Below are 18,124 nucleotides of genomic sequence, written 5' to 3'. Positions count from 1 at the left end.
TGATTTTACTTCGGAAGGCTCAAGAGTTGGAATGGGACTGGTATCCTCATTATGCAATTGCCCTTTACGCAGGTCTTAGAAGTGGCGAAGCATACGCCCTTACTTGGGATAAGGTGAATTTAGAACAACGCCAAATCCTTGTAGATAGTTCGTGGAATAGTCGCAATGGCTTTAAGTCTACAAAATCTGGTGATGATCGAGTTATTGAAATTGCGAAACCACTTTTGCCTCTTTTAATGGAGCTTAAACTAAAAGCAGCTGATGGTGATTTTGTACTCCCTCGTTTGGATAAATGGGATCAAGGAGAGCAGGCACGACAGCTAAGACTTTTTCTTAAGTCGATAGGATTACCTGAGATTAGATTTCACGATTTGAGGGCAAGCTGGGCAACTTTGTTGCTGAGTAAGGGAGTTGCGCCAAGCAAGGTGATGTCCATGGGTGGTTGGAAAGATATGAAGACCATGATGATCTACATGCGCAAAGCCGGGATAGATATTAGAGGAGCAACTAGTTGTCTTGATGATATGCAAATTCACGGAGTTAAACCCGCCAAGATTTTGCCATTTCCGTGACACCCCGACTAAAAGGTGTCAGTGGGGCTATATATAATCAAGATCGGAAAATGCATTTTAAAATGTAAAATTCTTGAAAATATTGGCCCATCAGAGATAGGAATTGGTTAAGTCAGGAGGTTTGATTATGAAATTTAAGGAATTACCAGAAGGGCTTTATCAAATTACGGATGTCGATAATTCTCTTAACAAGGTATTTGTTCAGCCTTTGGAGAATCCTGACAACATTCCTTTAAGTCTTTTCATCCCTGAGCCTGTTCAAGTGGTTCACGATGGCAGAAGTTACAACGATAAAGGCTACTTTTTCCCTAAGAACTTAGATGCCATGGATGCAAGCTATAAGACGTATGAGGAAGTTCGAAAAGAACGTAAGGCTAGAAATGCGAGTTATGGCCATGTACAGAGACGGTTATTGAAAAATGAACCGCTAAAGGGAAAGACCTTGGATCTTGCTCTTTCACTAGTGACTTGCGATGACCCTAATGCAGGTGTAAACAAAGATCCGTTTGCCCAAGGTATTGCAAAGAAACTAAAAGCAGGTCAGCCGTTAGATGATTATGAAATTCATATGATGGTTGATGTTTGGTTGCTACACGCTAAATTGCACTAGGGTAGTATATTGTAGTTGGTAGGCAAAACGAGGCCTGAAATCACTTAGGAATATCAGGCCCCAGACTCCCTACCAAATTTCAAGCTGTTCGAACCAGCGTCATGAAAATAATTGTGTTTGCTTAGTATTTTTGATGTGACTATTTAGAATGGCAAAACAGTATAGATGAGGGGATCGTTACTATAATGAAACAAATTAAAAACCTATTTGGAATGACACTTTTTTTCTTATTTATTGGTCACTCATATAATGCGAGAGCCGATTTACCTAAAAACTACAAAAACTTATCTGCAAAAGATAAGCAATCTTTAATTTGGGAAAAAGTCTCACAGAAACCATACGAAACTCTCCCAAAATTAACAGCTCAACTTTTTTTACAGGCATTAGGATCTCCCAACTTATTAAATCTGAAACCAACCTTAGATCACAATAGTGATGAAATTCCTTTTGGAAGGATTAAATTTATTCATACTTACGGTAGCTGTGCTTTGGTGGAGTGGAAGCCAGTAGAAAATACTTATACGGGGATGTTTCAATCGGGAGGCTTGGGTATAGTTCGAATGGGTTGGGCAGCGCCACCACAATTAGTGGGTTACATACCGGGTATGGCAGTTAAGCTTTTTATTGATAAATCTTCATCGGTAAACTTACAACTTATGAACTCTCTTGATGGGCAGGGTGAAAATGCAAATTATTTCTCTGAAATCTTTTCTAATAAGATTGCTGAGCCTAAAAAGTTTATTATTCGTGTATTAGGGAATATATTTAAACTGGCTACGAAAAACCCTTTCTATTTACCGGTAGACCATCTTGCAAGAATAAATTCACAAGGTTTGCTAACAAAAGAAACCAACTTTCCAGAGGTTTTGTCTTTTAAACCACGCCACTCCAATTGGATTCCATCTAACTCAAAAACAGATCTAAGAGATACATTATTATATATTGAGCCATCAGAAGTTCTATACGATATTTACGATGACAAATCTGCTTTAATTGCAACTCTCGAAATGAAAACCAGATTTGTAAACTCTGCCTACTGCGATAGAAAATTATTTTTCAGACATAACTCCATAGAAGAATTTGAAAAAAATAACTAGAGCTGGTCTCATAAACACCAAAATCATTTCTACCAACAATGAGAAGCGAGTTCAATGTTCCTTGGTCTGAGAAAAATAATCTAAAACCAAATTGAGCAGTGCTTTTGATTGAGCATTTCCATTTTCCATAAGACTTCTCATTTTCTGTGGGCTTTGTTGGTAAGGTTTATTTTTTTCGATCGTATAGCCAAATGTGGAGATGAGACTTCTAAAGATTTCTTCATTGATTTCTGGATGGAATTGCATGGCTACGATATGCCTGTCCAATCGATAAGCTTGAACGGTCGTTGCCTCTGAAGACGCAATTTGTATCGCTCTCGGTGGCAGAGTGAATGCTTCTCGGTGCCAGTGGAAAGCAAAAGGATCCTGTATTTCTAAATCTTTTGTAATTTCATTTTTAGCTAAATGGATTTTGAACCAACCGATTTCGGCTTCGGGATTTTGTTTTATGCTGCCGCCAAGTAAAACTGTCAGCAATTGAGCGCCACCGCAAATTGCTAGAATCGGTGATTTTGCAGCTATAAATTTTTTGATTTGGGCTTTTTCATTTTTTAACCACTCAAGGGAATCGTCGTTGATATCGAAAGTCCCGCCCAAAAGAATGAGAAAATCTGTTTGGTTTGGTTCCGGAAGCAGATCGCCTTGATCTGCGCGCACAACATAGATGTCATGTTGATTTTCATTTGCCCAGGTAGCAATTTCCCCCGGGCCCTCACAGTCGATATGTTGAATCACATGAATTCTCAAAAAACTACTCACTTATAAAGTTTGGTCTATGGACCTCTGGATTTTTCCAGTGCCTAGGAATTTTAAAACGAGCTTTAAATTCTTGCCAGTCTATTTCTTTAAAAAGCAAATATTCTGAGCCAATTTCGAGGAGCGCTTGTTGGCGAGCAGCTACCTGCACTTCATTCTTTCTAATCCAAGATCTCGCAAGGTAGGCCACACGGAATGCTTTTTGCTCTGGATAATCTGATAAAAAAGATCTACTTCGAATTCCTGTCGTGTAATCAATAAAAAACTCTAATCCATGATGAGAGGTGAGGTGATCTTGAGGTTCTACGAACTCTTTTATTCGTAAGACCTCCTCTTTGATTACAGCAAATGGAGTGAATACGTCATCTATGGGGTGAACATGAATAAAAATTTGAGAAACAAACGCGACAAGAAAAATGGGCAACGCAAATAATCCACGAGGAATGTGGGATAAGGCCAACATCAGCAGGGGAATTCCAAAGACCGGAGCAATTAAAAGCAAACGATAGGAAGGTCCATTGGGTCCGGGAATTTGAAATGGATGAAGGGCAAAACACAAAAATACAACTGCACCTGCCACATAGAACTTCTTTTCTGATGAAACTTTTCTGTAAGTCCAAATTCCTAATAATAATATAATCAATAAACAAAAGAACGTCATCAATAGCTCAAGATTAATCCAGCGAAGCCTCAGCATCCAAAACCACCAGCGCGTAGGTGGAGAAAAATAATTCAGCATAGCTAAGAAATGCGCATAGGCTTTGTCAAAGTGCCAGAGAAATAGCCCTACAGTTAGAGACATGCAGCCTGTAGCAATGGCCAATTTCTTTTTTGAAACCTGTTGAAATAAAAAAGGAATTCCAAAGCAAGCAATCATAAGTAGCACGCTCTTATGCGAAAGAAGTGCCGCTAAAGTTAAAACTCCAACCCAAGCCCATTTCCAATCTCTAGGGCGAGAAGAGGTCGCAAAGAAAAGCGCCCAGATTATTAAATTAAGCGCAAAAGTATTTTTAAAAAATGTTAAGGACAAATCATAGAGTTGAGTGGTGCTCACAAGAGCCAACACAGCAGCTACGGGTAAAATATTTTTAATACGGGGAGACTGATCGGATAAAAGATTTCTCGTGAGTAAGCCCACTCCTACAGTCAGAGCGAACCAAACTCCAATCGTCGATACACGATAGGCAGTCAAAGAATCTCCCAAAATTTTCATGAGAGTTACCGGCAGCAGAAAAGCCAAGGAGTAGTCTTTAAAGTAAAAACCTAAGCCACCGGCCAAAGCTTCAGTCTGCTTCAAATAAAAGTAACCATTGGAACCAGAGGGATCATCGAAGTGATTGACGAAATCCCATACCCAAAAGCACGACCCAAGAGATAAACTGAGCATCAGAAAAAAAGAAAGCCAGGACAAGCCTGGCTCTTTAGAACAATTCTTTAGACTGAATTGCATTTTATATTACGAACCTTGGTAGCATTTGTGCTGAGAAATATCGTAATCATTAAGCATGATAGTCATAGGCTCTGCATCATCAGGATTAATAACTACGTTATTTTTTCGGATTTTCCAAGTTCCTAACGCTTTTGCCTTTATAGAACCGTAGGCATCGCCATATGAATTTTCGCTTGCGTAAGCGTCGCCATTATAAGCACTTTCATCTTCACCATAGGCGCTGTCTTCTGCATCTACGCCTTCACCGTAAGCGCTTTCTTCGCCATATGCACTTTCTTCGCCGTAGGCGCCAGTTGAATCAGCGGCATAACTAATGTCGAATTTCTTATTATGGTGGAATGTAACAGTTCCAATATATCCGTCTGTACCATCATACAATTCGCAATAGCGCATAGAGAGAATCTTCTTTACTGTTAAAACGTCTTTAGACATTACTGATCCAACCGCCGTGATTGCAAAGGAAGTTGAGATTGCTAACAGAACCACTAAATTTATTTTTGTATTTGTTTTCATAAGATATGGCTTACCGGGCAGATTGTATTTTGTAAATAGATTAATTGCTGAAATTATGTCCTTATCTACAAAAAACTCTTGCGAATGAATATACGCGTCAGTATTGTCCCCGCCATGTATCAAGTTCACGCAGCAATAAAGCCCACCTCTATAAATATTGACTGGAAAGGTCTCATGTCAGAGATCAGTAAGGACTTTTCTAAGACCCGTGAAGTACTCCTCAACGCAGGAGTGAACGCTCAAATTCTTTCAAATTTCTGTATTGCGCCAACGGGTAATGAGCCTTATGGCCGCTCTATACTATTCGCGGCTCCAGACTTTGAAATCATGTTAGCTACGTGGGCCCCGGGAGCGATCTGTGCTCCACATAATCACGGATTCTCTAATGGTGCAGTTTGGTTAATCGAAGGAACTTTCATCGAAAGTCATTTCAATTTTGATCAAGGTTTAGCTCTTGTAGGTCAACCTAAGGTAAAAAGCCAAGACACTCTCCTAAATGTAGACAATGGGGATATCCATTCTATGCAATCAGTCTTTGGTGGAGTTTCTTTGCATCTTTATTCGCCGCCGATTCACAACATGAAAGTTTTTGATGAAAATACGAAATCCACACTCATCGTAACAGATGATTGCGGTGCGTGGGTGCCGGCAGAAAATAAAATTCTAAATCGCGAATTATGGCAGAATCTTTAAAGCCCCTTACAATTCTTATTCTATATACGACGATTTATCGCACTGGTGGGCCTAAGTTTAAAAGAGCGGCTCGTACAATGGAATTGGAAAAAGCGAAACAATTTCCTAATCATACTATTATTAACCGTGCTGTAGAATCAAAGGACGAATTTTTACAAGAAATAGAAAATGTTAAGAAATCAGGATCTCAAATTACGGAGTTTCACTTCATCGGCCATAGCGGTGTTTATGGAATTATGTTTGGGACAGATAAGTGGCCAGAACAGTTTAGCCCTTTTGAGTGGCGTAATCTCGAAATCCCATTCACTAAGGACGGACATTTTTATTTTCATGCTTGCCGAAGTGGCCGTTGGTTTGCGCCATTCATTTCGCGTACCCTCGGTGTAAAAGCTTCGGGAAATTATTGGTACACTACATTTTCGCTTTCGTTGAAATCTTTTAAGTGGGAAGGGTATGGAAAAAAAGATAGTCCACTTTACGTTATCAGTTGCCCGGGAAAAAAATCTCATGGTGTTTTTAGTTCGGTACGGAAGTATTTGGGTATGTCCAAGGCCATTCCGATGCTTGAGTTTGCGCCGACAGATGAAAAAGTCGATGCCTCTTATGATTCGGTGGCAACTCTTTATGATGATACATTTGATGACATCACCGTTCGTAAGGATGAGTGGGATTGGCTCACGCGTGCTTTGGGTGAAAGCAGTGATAAGAAAATTCTCGACATCGGTTGCGGCAATGGTGCTTTTTTGCAAAAACTTTCAAGTCGCATTGGTCAGGGAACAGGAGTAGACATCTCTGCAGGAATGCTTGAGCAAGCTCGCAAGAGATGTAAGCTTCAACCACAACTGAGCTTTGAAAAAATTGATGGACCAATGCTCCCTTTTGCGGACAATAGTTTTGATTCCGTAATATCCGTACTTTCTTTCCGCTACTTAGATTGGGATCCTATTCTTCATGAAATTCTTCGCGTGCTTAAGCCGGGTGGACAATTTGTAGTTATGGATATGGTTGCGGCGCCCGTGAAGTTGAAGGAAGTACCATCTTTCATTAAAGCCAAAATCCAAGTTTTCTTTCAGAGATTTTTTCAAAAAAAATACTGGCAAGCCCTCAGCAAGATGGTGCGAGATCAACGTTGGCAAAATATGTTGAAGTACAATCCCATGCGCTCCGAGCACGAAATGAAGTGGTTTTTGGAAAGTCGTTTTCCTGGTCAAAAAACTCAGCTTATTAATATTGGTTGGAATTCTCGTATTTTGGCTTTTAAATCTGGCCCTATTCATTTTAAAGAAGTTGAGAAACAGGTTTATCCATGAAACCCGTCGATCTTGTTGTCATGGATTGGGGCATTGGTGGGTTGAGCGTTTATAATGAAATTCTAAAAAAAATGTCCGGATTATCCATTCTCTATTTCTCCGATTCAGGCTCCATGCCATACGGAAAGATGGATCCTGAAAAATTAAAACAGAGATTGCTTCAATTGATATCGAATTTTTCGGATCAAGGTGTTAAACATTTTGTCATTGCCTGCAATGCGGCCAGCACAGCTTTGCCATCATTAGAAAAAGAATTTTCAAAAAAAAATCTTCACGTCATCGGAGTGATTGATTGTGGAGTAGCATTAGTGAAAAGTACCCCCCATAGAAAAGTGGGAATTTTAGGAGGGCGGAGAACGATTTTATCTCATTGTTATTCTAAAAGATTAACTTCTAAAAACAGAAAAGTTATAGGGCGTATTGCACAACCTCTCTCTGCTCTCATTGAAAGCGGAGAATTGGTATCTTCTAGGATGACAAAAACTTTAAATCAAATTTTAAAACCATTGAGAAATTGCGACGCAATTCTTTTGGCGTGTACCCATTATCCAGCGGTGTCCTCACAAATTCAAAATATTTTACCGCACTGTAAACTTTTAGATCCAGCGGCAACGGTGGCGACTTATATCAAAAAAAATTGGAAATTAGAGAGTTCTTCTGCAAAGAAAAAATCTTCAACCTTATTTTTAACTTCTGGAGATACCGAACAAATGAAGAACGCCGCCAAAGCTGCTTTTGGTATACAGATATATCGGGCACTCAAAGTTAGTTTAATAAAAACAAAGAAATAAATTTACTTGCTATAGAAAACTTGATCATAATTCAGATTATGCAACAAAATGAAAAATTAACCTCTTCAGATATCAGAACTTTGGGTTTAGCGGCTCTAGGCGGAGCCTTAGAGTTTTATGATTTTATTATATTTGTATTTTTCACGAAAACATTAGGACAACTTTTTTTCCCTGCTGATATGCCAGATTGGTTGTCTCAGTTTCAGGTATATGGAATTTTTGCGGCAGGTTATTTGGCGAGACCCATTGGTGGCGTTATAATGGCTCACTTTGGTGATAGGACGGGTCGAAAAAAAATGTTTACTCTGAGTGTATTCTTAATGGCACTTCCAACTTTGGGTATTGGGCTTTTGCCAACATATTTGCAGATAGGAATTTTTGCCCCTCTTCTTCTTTTATTTTTAAGAATCATGCAAGGTATCGCTATCGGTGGTGAAGTCCCAGCAGCATGGGTCTTTGTGGCGGAACATGTTCCGAGAAATCGTGTTGGCTTTGCCTGTGCAAGTTTAACCTCCGGATTGACGGCGGGAATTCTATTGGGCTCATTGATGGCCTCGGGTCTTTATACTCAGCTCACGCCGGAAGCTGTTTTGGATTATGGATGGAGGATCCCATTTATCGTGGGTGGAATTTTTGGCTTGATGGCTGTTTGGCTCAGAAAATGGTTGAGTGAGACTCCTGTCTTTTTAGCACTGAAAGAAAAAAAAGAGATCAGCAGTGAGATTCCTCTAAAAACAGTGATGAAAAATCATAAAACAAGTATTTTTGTGTCCATGTTAATAACTTGGATGTTAACGGCTGGAATTGTTGTGATCATTCTTATGACTCCAACTCTTATGCAAACTCAGCTTGGTATCAGTGCCCAGGAAGCTTTTTTTGGAAATAATCTAGCGTCTTTTTTTCTAATCATTGGCTGTGTTGTAGGTGGGTATTTTGCTGATAAAATAGGAAGATTGTTGGCGCTTCTTATAGGATCTCTGTGTTTACTTATAGCAGTTTATGTTTTTTATTTTGACCTTGTTAACGGAGCAAAGAATTTCATTACTCTATATAGTCTGGCTGGATTTTGCGTAGGCGTAGTTGGGATTATTCCATCTGTTATGGTTGCGGCATTTCCTGCTCAGATTCGTTTTTCAGGATTATCTTTTTCTTACAATATGGCATATGCAATTTTTGGAGCGATGACTCCTCCATTAATATCTTACTTGACGGATAGACTGGGAATAACTGCCCCTGCTCACTATGTAGCCTTCACAGCTATAATCACGGTGTTTACTTCTTTCTATTTAATCAAAAATAAAAAAGACTATTTGAATAATTAATTACCAATGCCTTTCTCCATTAGAATTTTTTTCGAGATCTATAAAAATAAATAGAAAGCTTATTCACTGGGCAAAGTGACCCTGAAATTGGTGGCTTATTTTAAAATACATGGTGAGCTTCCCGTTGCACCTTGAAAAAAACTCCATTCATAATTTTTTATAGATCTATAAAATGGATTGAAGAGTATTCCTCGGCGAGAAGATGTGGGGATTTATTGTGGTCAAAGTAGCACTGAAAATGTGGCACCAAGCTTGCTCTAATGAACTACCGAAATGGAGGTTTCGATGAAAAGGTATCAATTTGACCGAAGATTTTTCGGTAGAGTTTTAGGAGTATTGCTCCTTATTTCACCCAATGGGTATGCTAAAGATGTAGAATTAATAAAACTTTCTGATTCTGCGCGAGAAGTTCGAGTGAACATGGCAGAACAAGAATCACACGCAATATATGAAACAGTTCCATATAAAGGAACATGTACTAAAACAGAATATCGCAAAGAATGGAAATGCCATACTACTTATGAAACACAGTGTGGCTACAAAAGAGTTTGTACAGATCGTCCAGTGCAAGTTTGCGAACCCGGAGCAAGTCTTTTTGATTTGTCTTTCTTTAATGTAGCATATGCAGCGACATCATCTGATGATCCTCCTCCAGGTGGTGATGAAGGCGGAAGACCTGTTCCTCAACCGGAGCCAACGCCGCAACCAGCACCACAAAGACCAAGTCAGCCGGAACCATCGCGTCCTGATCCTCAACCGGAGCCACAAAGACCGAGTCAGCCAGAACCAGAACCGATGCCGCGCCCTCAACCGCAGCCAGCACCATGGCAACCAGAACCACAAAGACCGAGTCAGCCGGAACCAGAACCGATGCCGCGCCCTCAACCGCAGCCAGCACCATGGCAACCAGAACCACAAAGACCAAGTCAGCCAGAACCAGAGCCGATGCCGCGTCCTCAACCGCAGCCAGAACCAGCACCGTGGCCACAACCGGAACCGCAAAGACCGCGTCCACCGGAACCACAGCCGCAACCAATTCCACAGAATCCAAGTCAGCCTTTGATTCCGCCGCGTCCTGAGGAAAGACCGCCAACGAGTCCGCGCCCTCCACCAACGCCACCGCAGACAAGTCCGCGTCCGCCACCACCGCCAACAAATCCACGTCCGGGTGAACCAGGCGGACCAGATCTTCCACGTCCTCCAGCGCCACCGACGAATCCACGTCCGGGCGAGCCAGGTGGACCAGATCTTCCACGTCCTCCGGCACCACCGACGAATCCACGCCCAGGTGAACCAGGTGGACCGAACAAACCGCCGCGTCCTCCGAGACCGCCTGTTTGTTACACGAAGTACGTGAAACATTGTGAGAATGTTAATCAATGTTACCAAGTGCCGAAAAATAAATGTGGTTATGAACAAGTACCATATGAAGTTTCGTACTCTTGCACGAAGTACAAAGAAGTATTGAAAGGCCACGAAGTTGATTTCAATATTCAAGGTCTCGTGAAGGTAACACTTGCAGCAGTTGAAAGACTGGGCAATGAAGAAACATTCCAAGTTGCTCTTGATGGTACCAATGTCAGCTTAACTCAACCGCAAGTTTCTAGAACAAACTTGGTGTTGTTAACGAAGTTAAGCAGTCAAACTCAAGTTCTGAAGCCCGATCAAGGACCAAAAAATCCTGGATTAAAACAAGTGGCTGAGGAAATCGAAGTTGGTCTGATACCAGTGAGAAGCTTAACGGCAGAACTCAATCAGCCATTGGTGCAAGCAAAGATCCAAGCCAACGTGCTGAGTTTTGTGCTACCAAGATCACTCTACGCTGATCTGATGGGTGTTAAGATGAAGCTTATATTGGACAAAATCGTTGATAAAACGATTTTCGAAGGCCAAGTTCCTGCTCAAGCAATTCGAGTTGAACAGAATGGTCAAGCAGCAAGAATCTCCATCAACTTGTCTATGATTGGTGCTAAAGAAGCAGCAGTCAGAGGCAAGAAGTATCGAGTAAACCTCCAGCTGAGCACGGTTCTTCCGCAAGAAGCTACAGTACTCAATGGTCAACTTGCTCCAAAAGCCGTACTGAAGCCAGAATTGAAAATCAGAGCTGAGTAAAGCTCTTGATTTTAGACTGAAAAATTCAAACTTCGAAGGCGCCGACCTTAATAAGTCGGCGTTTTTTTATTTTAGGCATAAAAAGGACGAATCTTCACAGATTCGTTTTTGCTTTTTGTGGTATGCTTGTATAGTATCATTCATTCTAAAGAGGTAAATAAAAATGGCTAAGAAAAAAGCAGCACCATCTAAAAAAGCTAATGGAAAAAAATTAAAAACAAAAAAATCAGGAGTTAAAATGGCAGACTCTAAGAATTCTTCTAAAAAAACAGAAAAAGTTTCGATCGATAAAGGAACTGTAAGACAAGTTTCTGGATTGGTGAAAGAAAAAATTGGAAAATTAGAACAAAAGATTGGGAAAGTTGCAGATAGCAAAAAAATTCAAATCTCTGGAAAAAAACAAGAAGTGATGGGAAAAGCACAGCAAATTTTTGGCGAATTAGAGTCGAATTTTGAAAAAGTAAAAGGTGAAGCTGAACAAAAATTCAAAGAAGTAAAAGAGCAATACACTCCGAAATTCAATGAAGTTAAAGGCAAAGCCGAAGAAAAACTCAACGCCGTTAAAGGCCAAGCTCTAGATAAAGCCAATAAAATTTTAGATAGAATCAAGAAAAAGTAATTTCATGAAGTGGCCGGCAGCTATCAAGATTTACACGGATGGAGCAAGCAGAGGTAATCCTGGGCCTGCTTCCATTGGAGTTTCATTTACAACGGTGAAAGACGAAGAAGTTTCTACTCTTTCTGAAGCTATCGGCGATCAAACCAATAATTTTGCAGAGTACACAGCGCTGATCAGAGGCCTAGAAGAAGCCAAAGTTAACAAAGCGGAAAAGATTTGGATTAGAACCGATAGTCAGCTGATGGTGAGACAAATTCTCGGTGAATATAAAGTTAAATCTGAAAGCATTAAAGACCTGCATGCTCAAGTGATAGAGCTTTTGAAATTTTTTGAGAAAGTTCGAGTTGAGCATATTCCCAGAGAGCAAAATAAAAGAGCCGATGAATTGGCAAACCAAGCTTTAGATAAGCAATTCAAAGGTGCAAAGCTTTTTGCTTATGACGATGATTTTGATAGCTAACGATGAGCCTTGCTCACATTGCTAGGTTACTGTTGAGCGGGAATTCTCATTCTATTTTTTGTATTCGTATTTTTAATCAAAGAATCTAAATTAGCATCTAAAATTGAACTTTCCGAAGAAAATATATCCGCATTGATTTGTTTGGTATTCTCGGCGCTCAATCCGTTCGCATCCACTTCTTTTCCCTTCATAGCCAGGGCTCGATAAGAATTTAATTTCGTTTTGTACTTTGTCTTTCCGTTGAGGTTTTCCTCTATACTTCCTGCGCTCACTAAATATTGGATAAGTTTTTCGGTATTATGGATATCCGGATAAACAGTCATCATTATGGCTAGGACGCCGGTGGCAAAAGCCGTGGCTTGAGAAGTTCCAGTCATAAATCCGTACCGTCCGCCAGGAAGAGTTGAGAAAATATTTTTACCAGGAGCTGCGATATCTACGGTTTCAATTCCGAAATTACTGGATTCTACGAGATCAGACTCTTGCGTAAGTGAGGCCACGGAAATGATATTCGAAAGATCATAGCTGGCGGGATAGAAAGAGTTTTTGTCTGAGTTTGTAGCTTCATTTCCGGCGGCAGCGACGAAGAGAATGTTTTTATCCTTTGCCCTCTTAATAGCCATTTCCTCCAAAGGATTTTTCCCGAAGCCGCCGCCGGAATAGTTGATAATCTGAGCGCCGTTATTGACCGCATAATCGATCGCTCTTACGGTGTTGGTTATATTTTTATCTGATAAAGATTTAGGATCAAAATATTTAAGAACCATAAAGCTAGCTTTCGGAGCCACACCATGAATGATTCCGGCGATGTGTGTTCCATGGCCTTGAGAGTCTAAAGGTTTATTATTTTCGGTAACGAAATTCCATCCATGTATATCGTCGATAAATCCGTTTCCATCATCGTCGATTCCATTGTCGGAAATTTCTTTTGGATTTACCCAGAGATTATTTTTGAGTTCGGGATGATTCATATCCATTCCGGTGTCGATGATGGCGATGATGATTTTTTTATTTCCCTGAGAGATACTCCAGCTTTTTTCGACATCAATTTTTTTCAAACCCCAGTTTTGATCTAATATGGTTTTTTCTGTATTTGTATCAATCCCGAAAGCATTGATGGTGAAGGCCAAGAGTAAGAAAAAGATAAGAAGCATTTTCATTTGTTCCCCCTAGATTTTAATAATTAAATCTTTACCGTCTTTGAGTATACGTACTGGGTTTCCGTCATAAGGATTGTAGGTGATATCTACTGTTTGATTTTTCTTGCTTTGAATCGATTGATTGATTTTGTATCTTTCAAGATATTTTAATCCATCGGGTCTCACTTTGTACCAGAATTCGTATATAAAAGTATGAATGGTTTTGTTGTCACATTTTCGGGTGAGTGTGGAAATTTGGTAAAGTGGATCGTTATTTTTTTGGTAATAGTCATAGTATTCGATGCATTCATTTCTCAATTGAATTTTAACTGCCCGATCATGATCCTTGTTGTACACGATATTTTCTTCGGTTTTATCAGGGAAGGTCAATCTCACCATGTTGTTCAAATCGTCGTAGTCATACAGGTGAGACTGCTTGGTGGAGTTCACGGTCTGAACCAAGTTTTGTTTTTCGTAAAGGTACAGTGAGCTTAAACCAGAATTGCTCTGAATCCTTGTGATCTGACGAGTGTCATTAAAGGAGAAGGTTAGGAGAAGGTTGGAGTTTGTCTTAAGGGAGATTAAGTTCTGATGGTTATAAAGGTATCCGATCCTTTGTCCATGAGGCTGAATCGCGCTGATCATTTGGCCGAGGCGATTGAAGACGCGAATTTCGCCGGTATTTAAGTATTGGGTGTAGCTGCCAGATTTAAAAATTAGCTTTTCTTTGGTTATGGTATTTTCGTAAGTTCTAGTTTTAAGTAGATTGTTCTCATCCGTGAGAACAAAAGGAAATTCTTGATCACATTCTTTAAACGATATTTCTTTTGGAGATTTAATATCTAAGGATTTCTCTAGATTTGAACACCATCCGAATCCAAAGAATCCTGTGTAGAGAGAACGACTGTTGTAGGTCCTTCTTACTTCTTGTATATCAAAGAAGGATTGTCTGTAGCTTGCGTCCTTCATATTGATTTCTGCTTTGAGAGCAAAGGACAAGAGTAGGGTAATGGTTATGGTGAGGACTATTTTGTTTGGACTATTTTTATAAATTCTCATAGTCCACCTTTCAATTTGCAACGAAAGGGCCACCTTAAAACGCATACATTCGCTATAAGGTGTGAGTACCTTGTCAGGCGTATATCAATCTCTTTACATAGGAATTTACTGATAATTTGCGAAGAAGTTCGACGGGTGTAAAAGGCGTGGGATGACTGTCTATGAGAACGGATATTTTTTTAGAGAATTTTCTTTAGGTTTGAGAACTTATAATATCCACCCCAGATGACCTTTTGGCTTAATTCTCGAGTTGGTACTATAGATTTTTTGAGCGTTTCAACCACTTGTGCAATCGTATAGTGAGGTTTTTTTGCTAGGATATAAGCTGCTCCGTGAGCTACATATGGGGCGGCAAAAGAAGTTCCCGCCATTTCATTTTTTTCTCCATCCTTAGTAGGAAGAAGGGCTGTGTCTCCAAAAGCGGCGAGGTGTACTGATTTTTTTCCAAAAACTGAAAATTGAGAAAGCTTATTGGAGTCATCTGTAGAGGATACCACAAGCACATTTGGAAGATTAATTGTTGGATTAGAATGAAAATTTATAGTTGAAGTGTCGTCGGCGTCGAACCTTTCAGAATTGGAATTCTCTCGAAGATTTCCTGCGGCCATAACAAATAACATGTCGGGATTTTTTCTAATCACTTCGATCATCAAGGCTAGTTCATTTTTTGCTTTTCTATTCATCTTTATCGCTTGCTTTTTGAAAGCATCGCTACCACTTAAAGCGTAAGCCATTTCACCAGCATCTTTATCGTCTCTAGCGATAGTGTAGCCAAAGCTCATATTGATTACTCGAGATCCTGCTGATCGCGCATAGTAGATAGCTTTTTTGAAATTCGCTGCTTCACGTGTTTCTGTTTCTCCTAGTAATCGAATGGGTACTACAGATGTTAAGACTCCGTCTCCAGCAGCAATTGAGGCTACGGCTGTACCATGAGTAGTGGATTCATTGAAAAAAAATGTGCGCCCAAAATCAAAAGGAAGATTGTCGTTCTCAACAAAATCCCAACCGGCGTTCGGTGCGAGTTTATAGGCCAGAGCCGGGTGATTGTAATCTACTCCCGAATCTAGGACGGCAACTGAAACTCGCGAAGATTTCAGTGCTAAATTTTTTATTTGCTCGAGACTTAAGCCCAATGGCAATGAGCTTTGTGAAGAATAAATTTGCTCCAGGCTTTTTCTAGGAGGATTTCTGGAGACCACTTGTAACCCTGAATAATTATAATTAAACTCTTCAGTGATTTGCCAATTTTTCCCGAAGTGCACTCCCCAGGGACGTAAAGCCGAAAGGGTGTTGGATTTATTCAACCTGAAACTGGTAGAAAAAAATGTTTTAAATGGCTTCAATAGTGAAGCGGAATACCAATCTCGACAAAACCAATTCCGATCGTTGGTTTCTTGAGGGCTCCAGCCGATAATTAAAGAATGAACAAGATTCTCTGAAGAGTGCCTGAGTCCAATCTTTGTTGCTCCAGCGGTGACAACCCAACCTACAGATTCAAATTCCCCACAAGGATGAGACATTTTAGTTGCTACGACATCTTCATTGAGGTGTTTTCGAAAAGTATTCTTTATTTTTTGTTCAGATGCATGAACTAGGGCCAAGTTTGTTTTATCGTTATATTCTGTTAGTAATTCTATTGCGGCATTAAAATGAGGGAGCTTCCGACCCAGCATCCATTTGTAATCCTCATAAACATCGCTAGCCTGAAGATTTGTATATAATAAAACCAACGGCAAAAGACGTCCAAGAAATAGACGAAAGGACCTAAAAAGGCGAATTGTATTCAAAGAGATAGGCATAAGCTTCCTCTATTCACGATAAAGGCTTTATATCAGCAAATTGAAGGCCAATGCAAAGTTCGCGAATTAATCTCTATAAGAAATTTGAATTTATTGAAGAAGGCCGCATGCGGAGTCCAGTTAGGCCGCATTCACGGCTTTGTAAGGGATTACGCTATAACGGTTTCTGCCATATTGCTTAGAATGGTAGAGGGCTTCGTCGGCTCTCTTTACCCATTTCGATAAAGATTCACCATGGGCCACTTCCGCGACACCAATAGAGACCGTGAATTTGATTTCTAGTTTTTCGTGAATGAAAGTTTCCTTTCTAACTTTTGCAAGAATCTCTTCTGCTCGCTTGATCGCAGCATCTAATTTGCAATCGGGTAAAATGATCGTAAATTCTTCGCCACCCACTCGGGCTACAAATTCACCATCTTTGTTGCAAACTTCTTTTAAGAGCTTTACGCATTCTTTGAGAACGTAATCACCAATGTCGTGACCATAGGAATCGTTAATCTTTTTAAAGAAATCAATATCAAGACTTAAAAGTGACACAGGAGTTTTTGAAAGTTCAAATAAATGGAAATGCTTTTTGATCTGCTCATCAAAGCTCATACGGTTGTAAGCTTGTGTAAGATGATCCACTCTCATGTTGTGGTTTACTTCGACCAATTTCTTGCGAACGGTTGTTAAGCTTTTCTCGACTTTTTGTAGAGTCTGCTCTCTTTCTTTTTCGCGCTTAAATTGATAAGAAATATAATTATCGATAAATTCACGTGCCTTGGTTCTAAGATCTTCAATAGAGTTGGCTTCGACCGCTTCTCTTAATTGATAAAGATTCTTTTTTACTTCTTCATCTTGCATCTGTTCGTTTTTTGCATCTTCACTCAGTTGATCTGCAAAGTCCCAGATGATATTTTTAAAATCTTCGAAAGTCTTTTGAATGTAACTGTACTCATCAATGCGATAACCAGTGAAGAATTGCCTGAATCTGAATAAGAATTTCTCCATATCCACTTTGTCTGGCTTAACGAGAGTCTTGGCAAAATCGTCGAGAGTCTCTCTAACTTTTCTAATGGGCTGCTTATCAATTTCAAATAAGTGCTTCGCATAGGTATCAATGATAAATAAAAGCGTTCCGCGCTCATCCGACATATTCAAAACATTGTCTTTTGATTTCTCGTCATTGCCCCAGTCGATTTCAAATTGATTAACGAGTTTTTTCACCCATTGCTTCAAAGATGCCTCCAAATAAAATATGTCTGCGAAATATATAAATTAAATCGGAATTTCAAAGACAATTTTGAACGAGACAAAAGGTGAGCCGCACCTTTTCCAAAGGTTTGCGTCATGAAAAAGAAAGGGAGCTTAAGTCGTTAAACCTAAGCTCCCAAAAATCAAGTACGCTTTGACTGTAAGCCGGATTCTGTTCTCAAACTGATACTTGAATTCAGTTTGAGTGATCACCATTCCTCTAGGCTAAAAATTACTTTTTAGCTCAAGCGATCTTACCCGGAAACCCATGCTGGTCGCATTTTACCTAACGTTTGAAATAATCTCGCGTTGGCGTGTTTCCCTATTTGATCTTGCTCCACGCAGAGTTTGGCTGTTTTCACTCTCTTCGCTCCCTTAAAACTTCCCGTTCCCGGTTCTAAGATCATAGCTACTTGAGACATTCTCTCTGTTCCACTGTTCCTATAAAGCCGAATATTTCTACTCGTCTTCATGAGGGCCGTTAGCCCTTGCGCTACCATACGGAGTCCGGACTTTCCTCTGGGGCTCATTCCAGCGGCAATCCATCAAAACTATTTAAGGTTATAGCTTAAACCTGCCGAAA

General features: G+C 40.0%; 17 protein-coding genes and 1 other RNA gene. 10 read left to right on the top strand and 8 right to left on the bottom strand.

The features are described 5' to 3' along the window. From V4596_01765 to V4596_01755, 3 genes are all read left to right on the top strand, one after another. Positions 1 to 572 (top strand): site-specific integrase (locus V4596_01765; protein ID MES2767846.1); only part of this gene is annotated, 572 nt, incomplete at its 5' end. Positions 573 to 699: 127 nt separating this feature from the next. Beyond that, the gene (locus V4596_01760; GenBank protein MES2767845.1) at positions 700 to 1,182 is read left to right on the top strand and encodes a hypothetical protein; all 483 of its coding nucleotides are present in this window, start codon (positions 700 to 702) and stop codon (positions 1,180 to 1,182) included. A 185-nt stretch (positions 1,183 to 1,367) separates the two neighbouring features. Continuing rightward, positions 1,368 to 2,279, top strand: coding sequence for a hypothetical protein (locus tag V4596_01755; GenBank protein MES2767844.1), 912 nt, complete (start codon positions 1,368 to 1,370; stop codon positions 2,277 to 2,279). Positions 2,280 to 2,330: 51 nt separating this feature from the next. Here V4596_01755 and V4596_01750 read toward each other — a convergent pair whose 3' ends face one another. The 3 genes from V4596_01750 to V4596_01740 form a co-directional block, all read right to left on the bottom strand. Next, positions 2,331 to 3,038 (bottom strand): type 1 glutamine amidotransferase, encoded by a 708-nt coding sequence (locus V4596_01750; protein MES2767843.1) that lies wholly within the window; start codon positions 3,036 to 3,038, stop codon positions 2,331 to 2,333. Then, positions 3,031 to 4,422: a hypothetical protein gene (locus V4596_01745; protein MES2767842.1), complete on the bottom strand. Its 1,392-nt coding sequence runs from the start codon at positions 4,420 to 4,422 to the stop codon at positions 3,031 to 3,033. Before V4596_01745 ends, V4596_01750 begins: the two co-directional genes overlap by 8 nt. 69 nt (positions 4,423 to 4,491) lie before the next feature. Continuing rightward, positions 4,492 to 4,998 (bottom strand): hypothetical protein, encoded by a 507-nt coding sequence (locus tag V4596_01740; protein ID MES2767841.1) that lies wholly within the window; start codon positions 4,996 to 4,998, stop codon positions 4,492 to 4,494. A gap of 114 nt (positions 4,999 to 5,112) precedes the next feature. Between V4596_01740 and V4596_01735 the strand changes: the two genes are divergently transcribed. From V4596_01735 to V4596_01705, 7 genes are all read left to right on the top strand, one after another. After that, the gene (locus tag V4596_01735) at positions 5,113 to 5,691 is read left to right on the top strand and encodes a cysteine dioxygenase family protein (GenBank protein ID MES2767840.1); all 579 of its coding nucleotides are present in this window, start codon (positions 5,113 to 5,115) and stop codon (positions 5,689 to 5,691) included. Beyond that, positions 5,676 to 7,001 carry a class I SAM-dependent methyltransferase gene (locus V4596_01730; protein MES2767839.1) on the top strand — a complete coding sequence of 442 codons (1,326 nt, stop codon included), beginning with the start codon at positions 5,676 to 5,678 and terminating at the stop codon, positions 6,999 to 7,001. Before V4596_01735 ends, V4596_01730 begins: the two co-directional genes overlap by 16 nt. Then, a complete protein-coding gene (gene murI / locus V4596_01725) occupies positions 6,998 to 7,792 on the top strand; it encodes a glutamate racemase (GenBank protein ID MES2767838.1) in 795 nt (264 codons plus the stop codon). The genes V4596_01730 and murI overlap by 4 nt, the downstream gene beginning before the upstream one ends. A 38-nt stretch (positions 7,793 to 7,830) precedes the next feature. Continuing rightward, the gene (locus tag V4596_01720; GenBank protein ID MES2767837.1) at positions 7,831 to 9,114 is read left to right on the top strand and encodes an MFS transporter; all 1,284 of its coding nucleotides are present in this window, start codon (positions 7,831 to 7,833) and stop codon (positions 9,112 to 9,114) included. A gap of 285 nt (positions 9,115 to 9,399) precedes the next feature. Then, complete coding sequence (locus tag V4596_01715; protein MES2767836.1) at positions 9,400 to 11,226, top strand: hypothetical protein; 1,827 nt, start codon at positions 9,400 to 9,402, stop codon at positions 11,224 to 11,226. A gap of 163 nt (positions 11,227 to 11,389) precedes the next feature. Beyond that, on the top strand, positions 11,390 to 11,845 hold the full coding sequence (locus V4596_01710) for a hypothetical protein (protein MES2767835.1): 456 nt from the start codon (positions 11,390 to 11,392) through the stop codon (positions 11,843 to 11,845). Positions 11,846 to 11,849: 4 nt separating this feature from the next. Then, on the top strand, positions 11,850 to 12,305 hold the full coding sequence (locus V4596_01705; GenBank protein MES2767834.1) for a ribonuclease HI family protein: 456 nt from the start codon (positions 11,850 to 11,852) through the stop codon (positions 12,303 to 12,305). Positions 12,306 to 12,331: 26 nt separating this feature from the next. Here the strand turns inward: V4596_01705 and V4596_01700 are convergent, their stop codons facing one another. The 5 genes from V4596_01700 to rnpB all read right to left on the bottom strand — a co-directional run bounded on the left by V4596_01700 (position 12,332) and on the right by rnpB (position 18,095). Continuing rightward, complete coding sequence (locus V4596_01700; protein MES2767833.1) at positions 12,332 to 13,465, bottom strand: S8 family peptidase; 1,134 nt, start codon at positions 13,463 to 13,465, stop codon at positions 12,332 to 12,334. Positions 13,466 to 13,474: 9 nt separating this feature from the next. After that, positions 13,475 to 14,503, bottom strand: a complete 1,029-nt coding sequence (locus V4596_01695) for a DUF6531 domain-containing protein (protein ID MES2767832.1) — start codon at positions 14,501 to 14,503, stop codon at positions 13,475 to 13,477. Positions 14,504 to 14,682: 179 nt separating this feature from the next. Then, positions 14,683 to 16,305 carry a S8 family serine peptidase gene (locus tag V4596_01690; GenBank protein MES2767831.1) on the bottom strand — a complete coding sequence of 541 codons (1,623 nt, stop codon included), beginning with the start codon at positions 16,303 to 16,305 and terminating at the stop codon, positions 14,683 to 14,685. 120 nt (positions 16,306 to 16,425) lie between these two features. Beyond that, entirely contained in the window at positions 16,426 to 17,526 is a 1,101-nt protein-coding gene (locus V4596_01685) for a GGDEF domain-containing protein (protein ID MES2767830.1), read from the bottom strand. A 160-nt stretch (positions 17,527 to 17,686) separates the two neighbouring features. Further along, positions 17,687 to 18,095, bottom strand: an RNA gene (rnpB, locus tag V4596_01680) — RNase P RNA component class A. Positions 18,096 to 18,124 lie beyond the last annotated feature (29 nt).

It is taken from the genome of Bdellovibrionota bacterium (assembly GCA_040386775.1).
GTDB lineage: Bacteria > Bdellovibrionota > Bdellovibrionia > Bdellovibrionales > JAEYZS01 > JAEYZS01.
This window is presented reverse-complemented; position numbering and strand designations above follow the sequence as displayed.